The sequence below is a fragment of the Halobacillus halophilus DSM 2266 genome (genome assembly GCF_000284515.1).
Taxonomy (GTDB): Bacteria; Bacillota; Bacilli; order Bacillales; family Halobacillaceae; genus Halobacillus; species Halobacillus halophilus.
The window spans coordinates 2,637,465-2,654,907 of record NC_017668.1 but is presented as its reverse complement, the minus strand read 5'-3'; the positions used below and the strand labels follow the sequence as shown (position 1 = coordinate 2,654,907).

General features: G+C 39.2%; 17 protein-coding genes. 14 read left to right on the top strand and 3 right to left on the bottom strand.

The window, feature by feature from the left end; all coding sequences use genetic code 11:
- Positions 1-39: 39 nt before the first annotated feature.
- A protein-coding gene (locus tag HBHAL_RS13155) for an IS3 family transposase (protein ID WP_087946089.1) occupies positions 40-1,121 on the top strand; the annotation gives its coding sequence in 2 pieces (ribosomal slippage) (positions 40-325 and positions 325-1,121; 1,083 coding nt in all).
- Between the two features lie 57 nt (positions 1,122-1,178).
- Here the strand turns inward: HBHAL_RS13155 and HBHAL_RS13150 are convergent.
- On the bottom strand, positions 1,179-1,451 hold the full coding sequence (locus HBHAL_RS13150) for a hypothetical protein (RefSeq protein ID WP_014643925.1): 273 nt from the start codon (positions 1,449-1,451) through the stop codon (positions 1,179-1,181).
- A gap of 491 nt (positions 1,452-1,942) precedes the next feature.
- On the opposite strand from HBHAL_RS13150, the gene HBHAL_RS21740 reads away from it, so the two are divergent.
- On the top strand, positions 1,943-2,119 hold the full coding sequence (locus tag HBHAL_RS21740; protein WP_173380434.1) for a hypothetical protein: 177 nt from the start codon (positions 1,943-1,945) through the stop codon (positions 2,117-2,119).
- Between the two features lie 105 nt (positions 2,120-2,224).
- Here HBHAL_RS21740 and sda read toward each other — a convergent pair whose 3' ends face one another.
- The gene (sda, locus tag HBHAL_RS20920) at positions 2,225-2,365 is read right to left on the bottom strand and encodes a sporulation histidine kinase inhibitor Sda (protein WP_087946088.1); all 141 of its coding nucleotides are present in this window, start codon (positions 2,363-2,365) and stop codon (positions 2,225-2,227) included.
- Positions 2,366-2,740: 375 nt separating this feature from the next.
- On the opposite strand from sda, the gene HBHAL_RS13140 reads away from it, so the two are divergent.
- The 8 genes from HBHAL_RS13140 to HBHAL_RS13105 all read left to right on the top strand — a co-directional run bounded on the left by HBHAL_RS13140 (position 2,741) and on the right by HBHAL_RS13105 (position 12,765).
- Positions 2,741-3,721 carry a tetratricopeptide repeat protein gene (locus HBHAL_RS13140; RefSeq protein WP_014643924.1) on the top strand — a complete coding sequence of 327 codons (981 nt, stop codon included), beginning with the start codon at positions 2,741-2,743 and terminating at the stop codon, positions 3,719-3,721.
- Positions 3,722-3,890: 169 nt separating this feature from the next.
- The gene (gene tig, locus HBHAL_RS13135) at positions 3,891-5,183 is read left to right on the top strand and encodes a trigger factor (RefSeq protein WP_014643923.1); all 1,293 of its coding nucleotides are present in this window, start codon (positions 3,891-3,893) and stop codon (positions 5,181-5,183) included.
- A gap of 325 nt (positions 5,184-5,508) precedes the next feature.
- Positions 5,509-6,786 carry an ATP-dependent protease ATP-binding subunit ClpX gene (clpX, locus tag HBHAL_RS13130; protein ID WP_014643922.1) on the top strand — a complete coding sequence of 426 codons (1,278 nt, stop codon included), beginning with the start codon at positions 5,509-5,511 and terminating at the stop codon, positions 6,784-6,786.
- 356 nt (positions 6,787-7,142) lie between these two features.
- Positions 7,143-9,473: an endopeptidase La gene (gene lon, locus HBHAL_RS13125; protein ID WP_014643921.1), complete on the top strand. Its 2,331-nt coding sequence runs from the start codon at positions 7,143-7,145 to the stop codon at positions 9,471-9,473.
- A complete protein-coding gene (gene yihA / locus HBHAL_RS13120; protein ID WP_014643920.1) occupies positions 9,463-10,050 on the top strand; it encodes a ribosome biogenesis GTP-binding protein YihA/YsxC in 588 nt (195 codons plus the stop codon). The genes lon and yihA overlap by 11 nt, the downstream gene beginning before the upstream one ends.
- Before the next feature lie 366 nt (positions 10,051-10,416).
- Positions 10,417-11,247, top strand: a complete 831-nt coding sequence (locus tag HBHAL_RS13115) for a transporter substrate-binding domain-containing protein (protein WP_014643919.1) — start codon at positions 10,417-10,419, stop codon at positions 11,245-11,247.
- A 79-nt stretch (positions 11,248-11,326) separates the two neighbouring features.
- The gene (locus HBHAL_RS13110; protein ID WP_014643918.1) at positions 11,327-12,010 is read left to right on the top strand and encodes an amino acid ABC transporter permease; all 684 of its coding nucleotides are present in this window, start codon (positions 11,327-11,329) and stop codon (positions 12,008-12,010) included.
- 32 nt (positions 12,011-12,042) lie between these two features.
- Complete coding sequence (locus HBHAL_RS13105; RefSeq protein WP_014643917.1) at positions 12,043-12,765, top strand: amino acid ABC transporter ATP-binding protein; 723 nt, start codon at positions 12,043-12,045, stop codon at positions 12,763-12,765.
- Positions 12,766-12,806: 41 nt separating this feature from the next.
- Here HBHAL_RS13105 and HBHAL_RS13100 read toward each other — a convergent pair whose 3' ends face one another.
- Positions 12,807-13,283, bottom strand: a complete 477-nt coding sequence (locus HBHAL_RS13100; RefSeq protein ID WP_014643916.1) for a LiaI-LiaF-like domain-containing protein — start codon at positions 13,281-13,283, stop codon at positions 12,807-12,809.
- 251 nt (positions 13,284-13,534) lie between these two features.
- Here HBHAL_RS13100 and hemA point away from each other — a divergent pair, with 251 nt between their 5' ends.
- From hemA to HBHAL_RS13080, 4 genes are read left to right on the top strand one after another with little or no spacing between them, the layout of a single operon-like run.
- A complete protein-coding gene (gene hemA / locus HBHAL_RS13095; RefSeq protein ID WP_014643915.1) occupies positions 13,535-14,908 on the top strand; it encodes a glutamyl-tRNA reductase in 1,374 nt (457 codons plus the stop codon).
- Between the two features lie 14 nt (positions 14,909-14,922).
- Positions 14,923-15,741: a cytochrome c biogenesis protein gene (locus tag HBHAL_RS13090; protein WP_014643914.1), complete on the top strand. Its 819-nt coding sequence runs from the start codon at positions 14,923-14,925 to the stop codon at positions 15,739-15,741.
- Between the two features lie 12 nt (positions 15,742-15,753).
- The gene (gene hemC / locus HBHAL_RS13085; protein ID WP_014643913.1) at positions 15,754-16,683 is read left to right on the top strand and encodes a hydroxymethylbilane synthase; all 930 of its coding nucleotides are present in this window, start codon (positions 15,754-15,756) and stop codon (positions 16,681-16,683) included.
- On the top strand, positions 16,683-17,441 hold the full coding sequence (locus tag HBHAL_RS13080) for a uroporphyrinogen-III synthase (protein ID WP_014643912.1): 759 nt from the start codon (positions 16,683-16,685) through the stop codon (positions 17,439-17,441). Before hemC ends, HBHAL_RS13080 begins: the two co-directional genes overlap by 1 nt.
- Positions 17,442-17,443: the final 2 nt, after the last annotated feature.

Genomic DNA, 17,443 nt, shown 5'->3' with positions numbered 1-17,443 from the left:
CTTCAAAGTTGTAATACTACACTTGGAGGTGTTTTTCTTATGGGTAAAAAAGTTCACTATCCCGAAGAAGTAAAAAAGAAAGTAGTTCAATTAAAATTAGAAGGGAATCACACGAATCAAGAGTTGATGGACATGTTTGGAATTAAGAATAAGTCCCAGATTAAAACGTGGATGAAATGGTTTAGAAATGGGGAAAACCACCGGTTTGCTCAGCCTATAGGGAAACAATATTCTCACGGGAAAGGGCCGGAAGACGAGGATGAAATGACCCAACTGAAGAAAAAGATTGCCTGTTATGATATGAGAGAAGAACTGTTGGAAAAGTACCAGGAAATCGAAAGGAAGTGGTTCCAGAAGTATTCATCCAAATCGTAGAAACATTTAAGCACAAGTATCCTGTGAAAGACATTTGTGAATGCTTTGGTATAGCTAAAGCCACCTATTATCGCTGGCGGGGAAAGTCATGGGGGCCGTCGGTCCTGGAGAAGAAGATCATTGAGCTATGTGAAGTTCTAAAATTTAGAGTGGGACACCGTATGGTCCGTGACCTCTTACGTAAGGAATACCAAATCAAACTCAATCGAAATACCGTTCAAAAAATCATGCAGAAATACCATATTCAATGTCGCGTAAAACCAAAGAGACAGTGTTATATCGCAGGGGAAAGTAAGATTGTGGTACCGAATTATTTAGAGAGAAACTTTACGTCTACGAGACCTAATGAAAAATGGGTAACAGATATTACCTATCTTCCTTACGGAGAGAAGATGTTATATTTATCAACGATGAGGAAAGCTTGCGAAGGACGTGACGTCTATGAAGTGATCCTTCATAGCGATCAAGGTTCGCAGTACACGTCCTATGAATTTCAAGAAGAGGCCAAAAAAAGAGGCATTATCACAAGCATGTCCCGACGGGGGAACTGCTTTGATAATGCCTTCATCGAATCCTTCCACTCCACGATAGAATCGGAAGAATTCAGTCCTCTGGACCGAGGAAAAATAGATCATCATACCGTACGCTCAAAAATCGATACGTACATGTATTACTACAATTATTGTCGACCTTTTCAAAAACTAAACTGCCAAACTCCAATTGAATTCAGAGTAATGGCAGCCTAGGTGTTTTATTGAGTCTTATTTTACTGTGGCACTCCATATAAAAGTAGAGGGTTTATTTTATTGGAATTCTTTCTGATACTTACCATGGCTACTGACTACATAAACGATAAACATAATCCAGCCTACCTGTGACAACAGGAGACCAGCATAGAATATAATCCATAATGGAGAGAATGTGGCAGGCGCCACACTAAACGCAGCCTGGAAGTAGTAAACCCACATGCCGACCAGCATCAGAGACTGAATAACCGCGAGAGAAAACCTTCTTACTTTCAGAAATAGAAAAGGGGTTAGCGTTGATAGCAGTAAGAAAATCATGACAATATCCATTTAGAAACAACTCCTTTTAAGGAAGAATTTAATGTAAGCGCATTCTTATTGTTTCTTTTATTGTAACAAAAAATTCTTAAAAAAGACACATAATGTTCACAAGTTTTTTGAAATGAGTCAGGTTCACTAAAAAACCTGTGGTTGATACTTTATTTAAACCATTTCTCAAAGATAATCATATTCTAATAAAAAGGAGTGGTTCCGCATGTTCTTTTTATTTTATATTCTGCCCGGATTCATCCTTTGTATGATACAAAAGGAACCTGCGCATGAAACGAAAGAGGATCAATCATGTTTTATTTTCTATTTACTGTTTATTCTATTGTTATGGCCCGTTTTTTTTGCATTAAAAGTTTGGAAAATGTATGTTAAGAAATTTTTCACGCAAAAATAAGTATAGTTGGGAAAAGTTATCAAGGATACAGCATGACTTTTTTTCACACAATAGGACTGCCTATCCGGCTATTTGAGCTAAGGAGTGTGGGAGTCAGATGAAACGACAGAACGTACAATGGTTACCAGTAATTGCTTCCATAGGGGTAGGTGCAGCTACTTACAGTTTAATGACTGGCCAATCAGGACAATTGCAAAACGTACTTCCTGGGTTAGCGAAGGTTGCATCGCCTCCACAGAAAAATCAATCAACAAACCAACTTCCGTTCAGCTGATAATAAAACAGACTGGCTTCTTATACAAGAAGCCAGTCTGTTTTAAAGCATCTAAAAAACGCTACGGCAGTCACCTGTAACGTTTGATGTAATGAAAGATATGTGTTAGTTAGGTTGCGGAATTTCAATAGCTCTTTTATCAATTTCCTTGGTCAACAGATATACAAAATCATCATCTAACTGAAGTTTGACGGACTCCAGATAAGTTTCAAGTAGTGTTTGATCATCTAGAAGTGACAAAACCATGCAGCTCCTTAGAAATTTTTAATTGAATGAATTATGATTCACAACTACTTTATTTTAACAAAAAAGGAAACTTGCACATGAGACTAAAGACTCATTTTAGGTAGGGTTGCCATATAAAGACATAATTCGATTTTCTGGATCATAAAAGAAAGAATGATTCCTATCGAAAGACGAGAGAAAATTGCGAATCACGACGACACTTTCAGTATAGGAAGGAAAGCAATTCCATTGTGTTTCAGTAATAACTGCTTTAATATAGCCACATAAGTATAAGGTTTGGGAATCAAATAGAAAGGACTGGCAGTAGGTTTTATTTTTACTATTTTGGTCATAATAGAATATGCTAGAACTCCAATGCTATAGGAAGGGTGTCTTATGGAAAATAATAAAGGGAATATTGTGATGTTCCCCACATGGAAAACGAACTTGCAAAAGGAAGGTCTTCAAGCGCTTAAAGAAAAACGATATCAAGACGCTGTTCGATCTCTTCAGCCTCTTCTCGACTATGATGCTGCCAATCATGATGTTTATACGGGCTTATTAATGAGCTGGATTGAGTTGGGCGAGTTCGATGAAGCTGAGGAATTATGTAAGAAACAGATGAAAATAGAAATCGATCATTATTATCACTATTTACATATATACATAACGATTTTATTTCAAACAAACCGGTATCAGGATATCGTGGATCTACTTGACGAAGTGTTCGAAGCAGAAGATGTTCCTCACCAAAGTCGAACTCAATTATGGCAGATGTACGAAGTAAGCCGTAAGCTGCTAGAGGATTACCAGCGAGAACAGGGCGAAAAGCTGATTAATGATTTCCTGGCTGCAATGGACAAAAATGATATTCAAAAGCAATGGTCAATGGTAAACCATTTAAAGAAACAGCCGGCTTTACCGCATGTAGAGACATTCAGACCAATTCTCAAGGATAATTTAGTTCATCCAATTATCAAATCAGCAGTAATCGAATGGTTCAGAGATAGTCATATAGAAGATCAAATGCAGGTTCAAAAATTCGGTCAGATCATGGAAGTGGTACCTGGGAAACTAAATCAATTACAGTCTGATTACATTATAAAACAAATTCAGATGAGACTTGGGGGAATCGAACAGAATAATCCAAGTATGTATGTCATTCTGGACCGTCTTTTATATAGGTACTGTTATGTTCGCTTTCCATTGTTTCCTAATGAGAATGAAGTTGCAATTATTGTTGAAGCCCTCAAACAAATTGGACATCAGTATTTGCAGCTGCCTTACCATGAAAACACGAATAAAGAGGATGTTCAGAAATATATAGAAGAAATTGAATTGTGTGAACAACATTATGCTTTGATCATTGGAGAATAACAAACAAAGGTGAGATTATTCCACTTATATGTACATATCTTGAAAGCCCGTTTGTTTATGTTATAATATAATGGTTGCAAATGAGATTCGTATGTATAAAGAGTCATAGAATCAATGAACAATCGTCCATTGACGAAATTGAATGAATAGATGTTGGAGGGAATTTTTTATGTCAGCAAAATGGGAAAAGCAAGAAGGTAATCAAGGTACTTTAACAGTAGAAGTACCAGCAAGTGAGTTCGACCAAGCACTTGACCAAGCCTTCAAAAAAGTAGTCAAAGATGTACAAGTACCTGGATTTCGTAAGGGTAAAGTACCCAGAAAATTATTTGAGCAACGTTTCGGGGTGGAATCTCTTTATCAGGATGCTCTTGATATTGTGCTTCCTCAGGCGTACTCAAATGCTGTAGAAGAAACTGGGATCGAGCCGGTAGATCGTCCGGAAGTAGATGTTAAGCAGATTGAAAAAGGTGAAGACCTTGTATTTACAGCTGAAGTAACCGTTAAGCCTGAAGTTAATCTTGGAGAATACAAAGGCTTAGAAGTTGAAGAGCAAAGCACAGAAGTTACAGAAGAAGATGTGCAGAACGAACTGAAACAACTTCAGGAGAAACAAGCTGAACTTGTGGTTAAAGAAGATGGTCAAGTTGAAGACGGCGACACTGTAGTTATGGACTTTGAAGGCTTCGTTGATGGAGAGGCTTTTGAAGGTGGACAAGCTGAAAACTATTCTCTAGAAGTAGGATCAGGTTCATTTATTCCAGGTTTCGAAGAGCAGCTGGTAGGTAAGAAAGCAGGAGAAGAAACAGAAGTAACTGTAACTTTCCCTGAAGAATACCATGCAGAAGATCTTGCTGGAAAAGAAGCTACATTCAAAGTAACCATTCATGAAATTAAAGGAAAAGAATTCCCAGAGCTTGATGATGAATTTGCTAAAGATGTTGATGAAGAGGTTGAATCTCTTGATGAACTTACTAAGAAAACACGTGAACGTTTGGAAGAGCAAAAGAAAACGGATGCTGAAAACCAAAAACGTGACACACTTGTAACAAAAGCTTCTGAGAATGCAGAAGTAGAAATTCCAGAATCTATGGTTGATACTGAGCTTGATCGCATGGTTCAAGAGTTTGAACAGCGCCTTCAAATGCAGGGTATGACCAAAGATATGTACTTCCAGTTCACAGGGCAAGATGAAGACGCACTTCGTGAACAAATGAAGGAAGATGCAGGCAAGAGAGTTAAAACCAACTTGACTCTTGAAGCAATTGCTGAAGCTGAAGATGTAAATGTTGCAGATGAAGATGTAAATGCAGAGCTTGAGAACATGGCATCCATGTATCAAACAGATGTAGCTCAATTAACTCAAATGCTTGGCGGAAATACCGACATGATCAAAGAAGATCTTAAGGTACGTAAAGCAATTGACGTATTAGTTGAAAACAGCAAAACTAAATCTGAATAAGATGAGCTGGAGACAAGGGGCGGGATTGCTCCTTGTCTCCTCCTATATTTCCTCTTAGTAGAGTATAGGTTAAAGAATTAGTGGATAGTATGAATGATACTTCCTGTGTTTTACATACACTATAGAGGTATCCTTTTGTTTGACTTATCCATTACATATCTACATAATGAGGTTGGTGCAATAGAGATTCGCACACCTCTAATAGGTATTGCTTTTTTGTTAGGAGTTATTTTGGTATGATGAGCAAAAGAAACTGAATCGTTTAAGGTCATATCTTAAAACTTCAGTCGCAACTATTGCGTCATTTTATTAAGGGGTGAAATGTATGTTTAAATTCAATGAGGAAAAAGGACAGCTAAAGTGTTCTTTCTGCGGTAAAAGTCAAGAGCAGGTTCGCAAGCTCGTGGCAGGACCAGGGGTATATATATGTGATGAATGTATTGAACTTTGTACAGAAATTGTTGAAGAGGAACTTGGAAATGAAGAAGAAGTAGAATTCAAAGAGGTACCAAAACCACAAGAAATCCGTGAAATCCTCAACGATTATGTCATTGGTCAAGAACAGGCTAAGAAAAATTTATCCGTAGCTGTTTACAATCATTACAAGCGTATTAACGCAGGTACGAAAAACGATGATGTAGAGCTTGCCAAGAGTAACATTCTAATGCTTGGGCCTACAGGAAGCGGTAAAACACTTCTTGCTCAAACACTTGCCCGTATATTAAATGTTCCATTTGCCATTGCAGATGCTACTTCACTAACGGAAGCTGGTTATGTAGGAGAAGATGTGGAAAACATTCTTCTTAAATTAATACAAGCAGCTGACTATGATGTAGAAAAAGCTGAAAAAGGTATAATTTACATTGATGAAATTGATAAAGTGGCCCGTAAGTCTGAGAATCCTTCCATCACACGCGATGTATCAGGTGAAGGCGTACAGCAGGCTTTACTGAAGATTCTTGAGGGTACGCAGGCTAGTGTTCCTCCACAAGGAGGCCGCAAGCATCCTCATCAAGAATTTATTCAGATCGACACGACCAATGTGCTGTTCATCGTTGGAGGAGCGTTCGATGGAATTGACCAAATTATCAAGCGTCGCTTGGGACGTAAAGTCATAGGATTTGGCTCGGAACAAAATGTTGATGAGAATGAAAAGAAAGAGTTGCTTACAAAAGTACTTCCTGAAGACTTGCTTAGTTATGGGTTGATTCCGGAATTTATTGGCCGTTTGCCGGTAATTGGAAGCCTTGAGCAATTAGATGAAGATGCACTTGTAGAAATTCTTACTAAGCCTAAGAATGCACTTGTTAAGCAATATCAGAAATTGTTCCAAATAGACCATGTAGAGCTGGAAATTGAAGAAGAAGGTCTTCGTGAAATTTCACGCCTGGCCATTGAACGTAAAACAGGTGCCCGCGGCCTGCGTTCTATAATTGAAGGCATCATGCTTGATGTTATGTATGAATTACCTTCACGTGATGATATTGAAAAATGCATCATTACTAAAGAAACAGTTACAGCGGAAAATGGCCGTCCTAAGCTTATCCTGACTGATGGAACGGTCGAAGATGAGAATAAAGAATCTCCTAAAGAAAGTGCTTAAGTAAAACTTTGGAGAGGTATTTCTCTTTAACTTCAAGCCGCGCTACGCCTAGCTGTAGCGCGGCTTCATTTTATACTTTGCGAAAAGAGAAAGGTCGATCATTAGACACCGCATATTTCATTGGATACCTTGCAGCTATCCTGATTAGAAACTCTTGTGATAAACCTTGGTACATAAAGGATGAAAGAAGCACTTCTTGCTCATAATATGGGTATCATTTGAAGAGGCTGCCCCCTTCACGCGTCAATGTGAAGGGGGTTCGGCATTGGAAACTAATAGTTTTCCTGCGTTTACTTTCCAAAAAGATTTATATATGATTAGAATACGTATTGGCATTATACGGAGGTGCAAAGAATATGACAGACAAACAGAAAAATCAAATCCCCCTCCTTCCTCTTAGAGGATTGTTAGTGTACCCATCTATGGTGCTGCACCTGGATGTTGGAAGAGAAAAATCGGTTAATGCATTAGAGCAAGCCATGATGGAAGATAATGAAATCTTCCTTGTGTCACAAAAAGAAGTGAATATTGATGACCCATCTTCTGATGATATGTACTCTGTTGGTACAGTGGCACGAGTGAAGCAGATGGTGAAACTGCCTAATGGTACAAATCGTGTACTCGTAGAAGGACTTTATCGTGCAACAATTGATGAAGTAAGTGAAGGTGACGAGTTTTATCAAGCAAATATTCACAGACTTGAGGATGAACACGAGGATAAAAACGAAGAAGAAGCTTTGATGCGCACGTTAATGAGTCAATTTGAACAATACGTAAAAGTATCAAAAAAGGTAAGCCAGGAGACCTACAATACGGTATCAGACATAGATGAACCAAGTCATCTGGCAGATATCGTAACATCTCACTTGCCCGTAAAACTAAAAGATAAGCAGTCCATTTTAGAAACTGAGAATGTGAAAGCGCGTCTTCAGAAATTAATAGAACTTATAGGGAACGAACGTGATGTCCTGCAAATCGAACAAAAGATTGGGCAGCGTGTTAAGAAATCTATGGAAAAAACACAAAAAGAATACTACTTACGTGAACAGATGAAAGCGATACAGAATGAGCTGGGTGATAAAGACGGCAAGACGGGCGAAGTTGCTCAATTGAAAGAAAAGATTGAAGAAGCTGAGATGCCTGAACGAGTAGAGAAAATCGCCTATAAGGAACTAGGCCGATATGAAAAAGTTCCACAAAGCAGTGCGGAAAGTTCCGTTATCCGTAATTATATTGAGTGGCTTGTTTCTCTTCCGTGGACCGCTGAAACAGAAGATAATCTGGACGTTAAGCATGCAGAGAAGATTCTGGATGAAGACCACTATGGATTAGAAAAGGTAAAAGAGCGCGTGCTCGAATATCTAGCTGTGCAAAAACTTACTCAATCCATTAAAGGTCCAATTCTATGTCTAGTCGGTCCTCCAGGAGTAGGTAAAACATCACTTGCAAAATCCATAGCACGTGCGATAAATCGTAATTTTGTCCGAATCTCACTTGGTGGAGTGAGAGATGAAGCTGAAATAAGAGGACACCGGAGAACGTATATCGGGGCGATGCCTGGTAGAATTATTCAAGGAATGAAGAGGGCAGAAACCGTCAATCCTGTATTTCTTATGGATGAGATCGATAAAATGGCCAGTGATTTTAGGGGAGATCCTTCCTCTGCTATGCTGGAAGTACTTGATCCTGAACAGAACAGTACTTTTAGTGACCACTTTATTGAAGAACATTATGATTTATCCAAAGTTATGTTTGTAGCTACGGCCAATACTATGTCTTCTATACCTGGACCATTACAGGACCGTATGGAAGTGATTAACATAGCTGGTTATACAGAGGTAGAGAAACTTCATATCGCAAAAGAGCATTTGCTTTCTAAGCAAATAAAAGAAAATGGTTTAAGTAAAGGACAAATTCAAATCAGAGAAGATGCTTTACTTAAATTGATCAGAACTTATACACGTGAAGCTGGAGTACGCGGATTGGAACGCGAACTGGCAAGTATATGCAGAAAAGCTGCTAAAATTATTGTGTCGGGTGAAAAGCAGCGTGTTGTGGTTACAGAGAAGCAATTGGAAGAACTGCTGGGACGTCCTAAATTCAGATATGGCCAAGCTGAGCTTGAGGACCAAATTGGAACAGCTACAGGCCTCGCGTACACGGCTGCAGGAGGCGATACGCTCTCTATTGAAGTATCTATCTACCCAGGTAAAGGAAACCTTACTCTTACAGGTAAACTCGGGGATGTTATGAAGGAATCCGCACAAGCGGCTTTCAGCTACATTCGCTCCCGTGCACAAGAGCTAAATATCGATGCTGACTTTGTAGAAAAGAATGATATTCATATTCATGTTCCAGAAGGAGCAACTCCTAAAGATGGACCTTCTGCAGGGATCACAATTGCTACTGCTCTGGTCTCTGCGCTTACCGGACGTCCTGTTCGGAAAGAGGTGGGTATGACAGGAGAAATAACTCTGCGAGGACGAGTGCTGCCAATAGGTGGATTAAAGCAGAAATCATTAAGTGCCCACAGGGCTGGTCTTTCTAAAATTATTATTCCTTCTGAAAACGAAAAGGATTTAGAAGATATTCCGGAAAGTGTACGTGAAGGGTTAACGTTTATACCGGTTAAGCACTTAGATGAAGTCTTAAACCAAGCGCTGGTGGAGGAAGTCCATGAAGGTTAATTATGCAGATATTGTAATTAGCGCAGCGAGTAAAAAACAGTACCCTAAAGCTCCGATTCCGGAAATTGCCTTAGCCGGAAGATCAAATGTAGGGAAATCTTCGTTTATAAACAAGATGATTCAAAGGAAAAATCTTGCTCGCACCTCTTCTAAACCCGGAAAAACTCAGACATTAAATTTTTATATAATTAATGATCTGTTTCATTTCGTAGATGTTCCAGGGTATGGCTATGCCAAAGTATCTAAAAAAGAGCGTGCCAAATGGGGAGAAATGATGGAAGAGTACTTCTCAGAAAGAGAGCAGCTGCGCGCAACTGCTCTGATCATTGACTCCCGCCATAAACCTACGGAAGATGATGTTATCATGTATAACTATTTAAAACATTTTGGATTACCGGTCATGGTTATTGCGACAAAGCTGGACAAACTTAAGAAAAGTCAAAAACATAAACAGCTAAAAACGATTCAGCAGGTTTTGGAGATGGAAGAAGAGGATACTTTGATTCCTTTTTCCTCTGAAACCGGAGAAGGAAAAGAACTTGCGTGGAAAACTATGCTAGGACACTTGAATATGTAAGGAAAGCCACTTCTTTAATTAGGAGTGGCTTTTTTAACGTATAACGATTATGCCCTTTTGTAAGGTCATAGCTACCCTCATTTATGATTTTTTTCTTTAAGGTATTCTAGCAAGGATGTGGAGATCGTTTATAGATGGCTAATTCTGATGAAATTACAACTTTAAGAATGCAAGATAATTTCAAGCAATTTCATGCATTTATAAGGATTTAACTGTAATTACATAACCCAATCCATCATTTCCGATATTTTGGGGGGATATGCATTATTTTAAATTTTGGGAAAACTTTGAATGATAGATATAATTAACATTATTGCCAATATAACAATTAGATAACAATTTGATGAAGGGATGGATTGGGATAATATGAAAAAGTACTTATTTATGTTACCTCTTACTATTTTTATGGTCTTTGCTTTGGCTGCTTGCGGAAGCAGTGAAGAGGGCGGAGAAACTTCGGGTGATTCAGAAGAAGGCACGGAGGAATCGAGCGGATCTAATACAGATTACGGTATAGTCGAAGAAGGTAAGTTTACTTTCGCCTCGTCTGGAGAATTCCGTCCATTTAGCATGACAGATGCGAGCGGGGAGATGTCAGGCTTTGATATCGATGTGGCAAATGCAATAGCTGAGGAACTGGGCCTTGAACCAAATCCTCAAAAACAGAAATTTGCCTCCATTGTAGAAGGTGTTAAAACAGGCCGCTTTGATGCTGCTGTAGCAAGCCACACGATCACAGATGCTCGTGCAGAACAAGTAGCTTTCTCAACACCGTATTATTATTCTGGAGCTCAAATTTTCACACGCCCTGGAAGTGATATTGAAACCCTTGAAGATTTAGAAGGGAAAGAGATTGCCGTTTCCAAAGGTTCAACTTACAGTAAATTTGCTGAGGAAGCAACGGAAAATATTAAGACATATGATAGTGATGTTGTGGCCTTACAATCACTTGCAAAGGGCCGTCATGACGCAGTTATCACGGACTTCTTAACAGGTAAAGAAGCAATGCAGCAAGATCTTGAAATTGAGGCTAAAAAAATGATTGAACGCAGTGAACAGGCGGTAGCCGTAGCAAAAGATAACGATAAGCTATTAGAAGACATCAATGCAGCTCTCGAAAAACTTCGTGAAGATGGTACCCTTGCTGAAATTAGTAATGAATACTTTGGTGACGATATTACCACTAAACCTGAGTAATTGATGATTTTAGTTATACGGAAGTCTAAAGAGTGCGCGTGTGCGTACTCTTTTTTGACATTAAAGAGGAGTTGAGGTTATGTACTTACAGTTTATTTCTTTTTGGGGAGGGTTTTGGGAAGCTCTTGTAAACAGCCGGGAGTTATTTTTTGAAGCTTCTCAGCTTACCCTTGCATTAACAGCCGTTTCCATATTTATTGCAATATTTGTCGGTTTATTCTTTGCCTTATTAAAAATTTCTAATATTAAGCCTCTGGAATGGATCGCGAATGCTTATATTTACATTGTAAGGGGAACACCGCTTATTGTGCAGATTTTTGTATTCTACTATGGCTTGACCAACGTATGGATGATTAGTGGATTCTGGTCGGTTTCCTTGGGGCTCGCATTCCATAATGGTGCCTATATTGCTGAAATATTCCGGGGGTCTATACAATCCATAGGTAAAGGTCAAACAGAAGCCGGACGTTCTCTTGGGATGAGTCAGGCATTAACGATGAGAAGAATCATTCTCCCTCAGGCTTTCCGACGAGCGTTGCCCCCGCTCGGTAATCAGTTTATTATTGGGTTAAAAGATTCATCTCTAGCAGCGTTTATTGGAGTTTCAGAGATATTCGCTGTTGCTACAACACAAGGGGCAAATACTTTTGATTATATGACATGGCTGCTTGTAAGTGCTGTGTATTACTTAATTCTTGTCTTCCTTCTAACCCTTGTGGTTAGCTTGATTGAGAAGAAAATGGCTGTTAGTGGCGATGAGTAACTATAGAGGAGGGGTGCAGTTTGGCTAAGCAAATGATAGAAGTTAATAAATTAAATAAATATTTCGGGGATAACCATGTTCTGAAGGATATTGATTTTCATGTAGAAGAGAGTGAAGTTGTCGTTTTAATAGGTGCCAGCGGCTCGGGAAAGAGTACAATGCTTCGCTGCTTAAACTTTTTAGAAATGAAAAACAGTGGAGAGATCTTTATCAAAGGAAATGAAGTTAACCCGAAAAAAGACAATGTTAATGAAGTACGACAAAAGGTAGGTATGGTTTTCCAGCACTTTAATCTTTTCCCTCATAAGACTGTGCTTGGAAACGTTATGGAAGCTCCTACCCAAGTGAAGGGGCTCTCCAAATCTCAAGCTAAAAAAGAAGGAAAAGAATTGCTTGAAAAGGTAGGACTTGCTGAAAAAGCAAATGATTATCCTTCTCGTTTGTCCGGGGGACAGAAGCAGCGCGTAGCTATTGCGCGTGCCCTGGCTATGAAGCCAGAGATCATGTTATTTGACGAACCTACCTCAGCTCTTGATCCAGAGCTTGTAGGTGAAGTATTGCAAACGATGAAGGATCTGGCTAAAGAGGGGATGACAATGGTTGTAGTTACCCACGAGATGGGCTTTGCTCGCGAGGTAGCAGATCGTGTAGTTTATATGCACGAAGGTAAAATTGTTGAAACAGGCGCACCAAAAGAAATTTTTGAAAACCCGAAGGAAGAAAGAACACAAGCTTTTTTAAGCTCTATTCTATAATGAAAAGCCGCTGTGGCTTAAACCACAGCGGCTTTTTGTAACTATTTTTTTAATATATATATCCCGGAAATAATCAGGACCAGCGGCCAGTACCTAATAATAGTTTGAAAACCAGTATGAATCCATTGAAACCACGCAGGATTAACTGGCCATAATAAAGCAAAAAAACCGAACCCAAGGAATAATAACGCAGGTATCAGTCCTTTTCTTGCCCCAGCATACCTGATAAGAAAAGCCGTACCTATAACCAAGAAGTAAAAGGGCCAATCATCTGTCCAGAACTCTACATGTCGGATCGCGTGGAAATGAATGCCGAATCCCAGTAGTAATGCCCCGGTAAAAAGACTCGAATGATCTTTTATTATATAATAATGTAATAAAAAGGCAGTTCCAATAATAATGAGTAGAGTAGGCCATGAGTAAAACTCAGATAAGTAGGGGATATTTAGTTGGCTGACCAGGAAATATAATCCAAAACCAATGAGTAAAAAACCAACTAAAGAATTCTGTTTAGTCATCTAGCGATCCCATCCATTCCAATAATAGTAATTTTGTTTACTTGCGCAATGAGCCTGGGTTTGATATATTACAAACGGATTATAATTTAAATTTATTCTAAAGAAATAGTAAAAATATTCTTTAACAACGTATCTATATCCTATCACATCATTTTCGAATTCTGTTCATATTTTTGCGGGAAAATAGGTGCGGATTCATGTTATACTAGTTCATATGTGAAAGTCTGGAACGTTTAATGGGGGTAGATGAAATGCATATTTTAGCTGTTGGTCTCAACTATAAAACGGCCCCTGTGGAAATTAGGGAAAAACTCACTTTTTCGGATAAACACTTAACGGAGGCTATGCAGGAGCTAAACAACCGTAAAAGTGTACTGGAAAATGTGATTATTTCTACATGCAATCGTACGGAAATCTATGCAGTGGTAGATCAACTGCACACAGGACGCTATTATATTAAACAATTCTTAGCAGATTGGTTTAATGCTGATAAAGATGAATTCTCTCCATTCCTATCCTTTTATGAAACAGATGGGGCAATTGAACACTTGCTTCGAGTGACCTCTGGACTTGATTCAATGGTGCTGGGAGAAACCCAGATATTGGGTCAAATGAAACAAGCGTTCATAAATGGTCAGGAAGCAGGAACCACCGGGACGATTTTTAATCAATTGTTTAAGCAGGCAGTAACGATGGCTAAAAAAGCCCATAAAGATACTGAAATCAGTGAAAATGCTGTTTCGGTGAGCTACGCTGCGGTTGAACTTGCCCGAAAGATATTCGGGGATCTTGTTCATAAGCATATTGTGATTCTGGGTGCGGGTAAGATGGGAGAGCTTGCTGCTAAAAACCTGCACGGATCCGGGGTACGTAAAGTAACCGTTATTAACCGTACTCTTTCTAAGGCACAGGTAGTAGCTGACCAGTTTAATGGACAAGCACGGACCATGGAAGATCTGGACTCTGTTCTTACAGACGCTGACATCGTAATAAGTTCCACAGGAGCTACAGATTATGTAGTGACTAAAGAGAGAATGGAGCCTATTCACCGTAAGAGAAAAGGAAAACCTCTCTTCTTTGTAGACATTGCGGTGCCAAGAGATTTGGATCCAGCCATGGAAAATCTGGAGAGCGTATTCTTATATGATATTGATGATCTTCAAGGCATTGTTGACGCTAATTTGGCTATACGCAAGCAAGCAGCCGAAGAAATTGAAATCATGGTGGAAGCTGAAATTGTAGAATTTAAAGAATGGCTTCAGACTATTGGAGTCGTGCCTGTAATTTCCGCTTTGCGCTCTAAAGCCCTTGGCATTCAAGCAGAGACGATGAAAAGCATTGAACGAAAAATGCCTGAACTTACGGATCGTGAAAGAAAAGTCCTTAGTAAACATACGAAAAGCATTATTAACCAAATGTTGAAGGAGCCTATCCTGCAGGCTAAAGAATTAGCGGCTCAGCCTGATTCGGAAGAAACATTGCGCTTGTTTACTCAAATATTTGGGATTGAAGCTCAGGTTGAGGAAGAAATACAAGAGCAGACGAAAAAAAACCAATCAGCTGTGAAGCAAGAAGATGAGACAGGCCAATTTTTTCCTGTCGCCAACTCTATTGTTAATCCGTAAGGGTGGATGTCCATATGTTCGAGCTTAAATGGGTGTACGAACTCATCCTATTACTTTATGGACTTAGTTTAATTGGATATTTCATTGACTTTGTGCAGACGAACCGGAAGGCTAACCGTACAGCCTTCTGGTTACTTAGTATGGTTTGGGTTTTACAAACCTTTTTTTTATTGACACAAGTTTTGATAGACGAGAATTTACCCATAATGACCGTATATGATGGTTTATATTTTTATGCCTGGATTTTAGTAACGTTCTCCTTAATTATTAATCGACTGTTTAGAGTGGATTTTCTAGTATTCTTTACGAATGTGGTTGGGTTTCTTGTTGTACTCATCCATTTATCCACCAGAGCCCAGAATGATTTAAAGGACCAGGGAGTGGAGCTCGTAAATGAGATGCTTGTGGTTCATATCAGCTTAGCCATTATTTCTTATGGTTTTTTTACACTATCATTTATATTTTCAATTATGTACTTGCTGCAGTACCGTCTTTTAAAGAAAAAAAAGTGGAATGCTAAACTGTTTCGTTTAGGTGACTTAACAAAACTGGATCACTTTTCTTATATATCGGTTATACTGGGAGTTCCTCTGTTGCTAATTGCTATAATCTTAGGCGTTACCTGGGGATATATATCACCTGATACATTTTACTGGTATGACTCAAAAACATTAGGCTCGTTCCTTGTACTTTTCGTGTATATCGTTTACCTGGTTTTAAGGGTTGTAAAAGGTTATCAGGGACGTTCCATTTCTATATTCAACTCGGGCGCTTTTTTATTTCTATTAATTAATTTCTTTTTATTTGGTTCATTATCGAATTTTCATTTTTAAGGAGGTAGTCACATGAAGAAAATAGTGATCGGTTCAAGAAAAAGCAAGCTAGCTATCACTCAGACGGAGTGGGTAATCGAACAACTGAAAAATATAGATCCCAGTTATGAATTTGAAATTAAGAGAATTTCTACAAAAGGGGATAAAATTCTGGATGTGACATTATCTAAAGTTGGAGGGAAAGGGTTATTTATTAAAGAGATAGAACAAGCCATGTATGATGGTGAAATTGATATGGCTGTTCACTCGATGAAGGATATGCCCTCAGAGGTAGCTTCTGGTTTAACTGTTGCTTCTGTACCAATTAGAGAAGATCATAGGGACGCATTCGTATCGAATGGAAATGTTGCTCTTAAAGACTTGCATGAAGGGGCCATTGTAGGTACCAGCAGTTTGCGTCGAAGTGCTCAAATTAAAGCCGTGAGACCTGACGTAGAAGTGAAGTGGATTCGAGGCAATATCGATACACGTCTTCGTAAATTGAAAGAGGAAGACTTTGATGCCATCGTTTTAGCGGCTGCCGGATTAAAACGTATGGGCTGGGATGATAATCTAGTAACTGAATATTTAGAGCCTGATGTGTGTGTGCCTGCTGTTGGCCAAGGAGCGCTAGCGATACAGTGCCGGGAAAATGATTCTTCGTTACGGGATTTCCTTATGCAGATTAATCATGAATATACAGCTACAACCGTATCGGCTGAACGTAAGTTTCTCCATGATCTTAATGGCGGTTGTCAAGTTCCAATTGGAGGATATGCATATAGAAAAGGAAGCGAGATTGTATTGAGTGCGTTGGTAGGTACTCCTGATGGCAAAACCATTCTTCACGAAACTGTGAGTGGAGAAGACCCACTGGCTGTAGGAAAAGAAGCTGCTGATCGTCTCAAAGCTCAAGGAGCTCAGGAAATTGTAGATCAGGCTAAAGAGGAGTATGACCAGTAATGAAGCCTCTTGCGGGGAAAACGATTCTTGTCACAAGAGGCGCATCCCAGGCAAGGCCTTTTGTAGACCGGATAAATAAGGAGGGGGGAGAAGCTTTACAAACCCCTCTCCTTCATTTTCAATTAAATGACTCGAAGGAGAATCAAGAGATCCTCAAGAAACTTCACAACTATGTATGGGTTTTTATTACAAGCTCTAATGGTGTGAAGTTTTTTTTCGAGCTGGTAAATCAATACGGGATTTGTATTCCGGATACATTACGATTTGCTATTATTGGAGAAAAGACAGCGCGTACACTTAAGACTTATGGATACGATGCTGATTTTATGCCATCCAGCTTCCAGGCTGATACAATGGCTGAAGAGTTTTTTAGAGAAGAAAGTACTCCAGGCATGATCCTATACGTCAGGGGAAACCGCTCGAGGGATGTTCTCCCAGAAAAATTCGCAGAACAGCAGGTCTTTTTTCAAACAATCACGGTCTATGATACGCTACTATTGAAAGAGCATCAGAAACAGATTCGTCAATTGATCTGTAATCATGAGATTGACGCACTAACGTTTACAAGCCCATCCACCGTCCAGGCCTATTTTGCTATCATGAGAGACATGCCTGAAACAGGTCGGGACCTTCCTTGTTTTTGCATAGGACCAACGACCGCCAGTCAGGCTGAGCATTTCGGTTTTCAAAAAGTCTTTTTACCCGAGCATTATACAATGGAAGATATGGTTGAGAAGATGGTGCAATTTTTTTCATAAGA

Bases quoted from the DNA above. Each gene is read 5' to 3' on its own strand.
- HBHAL_RS13150 (WP_014643925.1), bottom strand. From the start codon at position 1,451: ATGGATATTGTCATGATTTTCTTACTGCTATCAACGCTAACCCCTTTT.
- HBHAL_RS13105 (WP_014643917.1), top strand. From the start codon at position 12,043: ATGATAGAAGTTAATAAATTAAATAAATATTTCGGGGATAACCATGTT.
- HBHAL_RS21740 (WP_173380434.1), top strand. From the start codon at position 1,943: ATGAAACGACAGAACGTACAATGGTTACCAGTAATTGCTTCCATAGGG.
- yihA (WP_014643920.1), top strand. From the start codon at position 9,463: ATGAAGGTTAATTATGCAGATATTGTAATTAGCGCAGCGAGTAAAAAA.
- lon (WP_014643921.1), top strand. From the start codon at position 7,143: ATGACAGACAAACAGAAAAATCAAATCCCCCTCCTTCCTCTTAGAGGA.
- HBHAL_RS13090 (WP_014643914.1), top strand. From the start codon at position 14,923: ATGTTCGAGCTTAAATGGGTGTACGAACTCATCCTATTACTTTATGGA.
- hemC (WP_014643913.1), top strand. From the start codon at position 15,754: ATGAAGAAAATAGTGATCGGTTCAAGAAAAAGCAAGCTAGCTATCACT.
- hemA (WP_014643915.1), top strand. From the start codon at position 13,535: ATGCATATTTTAGCTGTTGGTCTCAACTATAAAACGGCCCCTGTGGAA.
- HBHAL_RS13100 (WP_014643916.1), bottom strand. From the start codon at position 13,283: ATGACTAAACAGAATTCTTTAGTTGGTTTTTTACTCATTGGTTTTGGA.
- HBHAL_RS13080 (WP_014643912.1), top strand. From the start codon at position 16,683: ATGAAGCCTCTTGCGGGGAAAACGATTCTTGTCACAAGAGGCGCATCC.
- tig (WP_014643923.1), top strand. From the start codon at position 3,891: ATGTCAGCAAAATGGGAAAAGCAAGAAGGTAATCAAGGTACTTTAACA.
- clpX (WP_014643922.1), top strand. From the start codon at position 5,509: ATGTTTAAATTCAATGAGGAAAAAGGACAGCTAAAGTGTTCTTTCTGC.
- sda (WP_087946088.1), bottom strand. From the start codon at position 2,365: ATGGTTTTGTCACTTCTAGATGATCAAACACTACTTGAAACTTATCTG.
- HBHAL_RS13140 (WP_014643924.1), top strand. From the start codon at position 2,741: ATGGAAAATAATAAAGGGAATATTGTGATGTTCCCCACATGGAAAACG.
- HBHAL_RS13110 (WP_014643918.1), top strand. From the start codon at position 11,327: ATGTACTTACAGTTTATTTCTTTTTGGGGAGGGTTTTGGGAAGCTCTT.
- HBHAL_RS13115 (WP_014643919.1), top strand. From the start codon at position 10,417: ATGAAAAAGTACTTATTTATGTTACCTCTTACTATTTTTATGGTCTTT.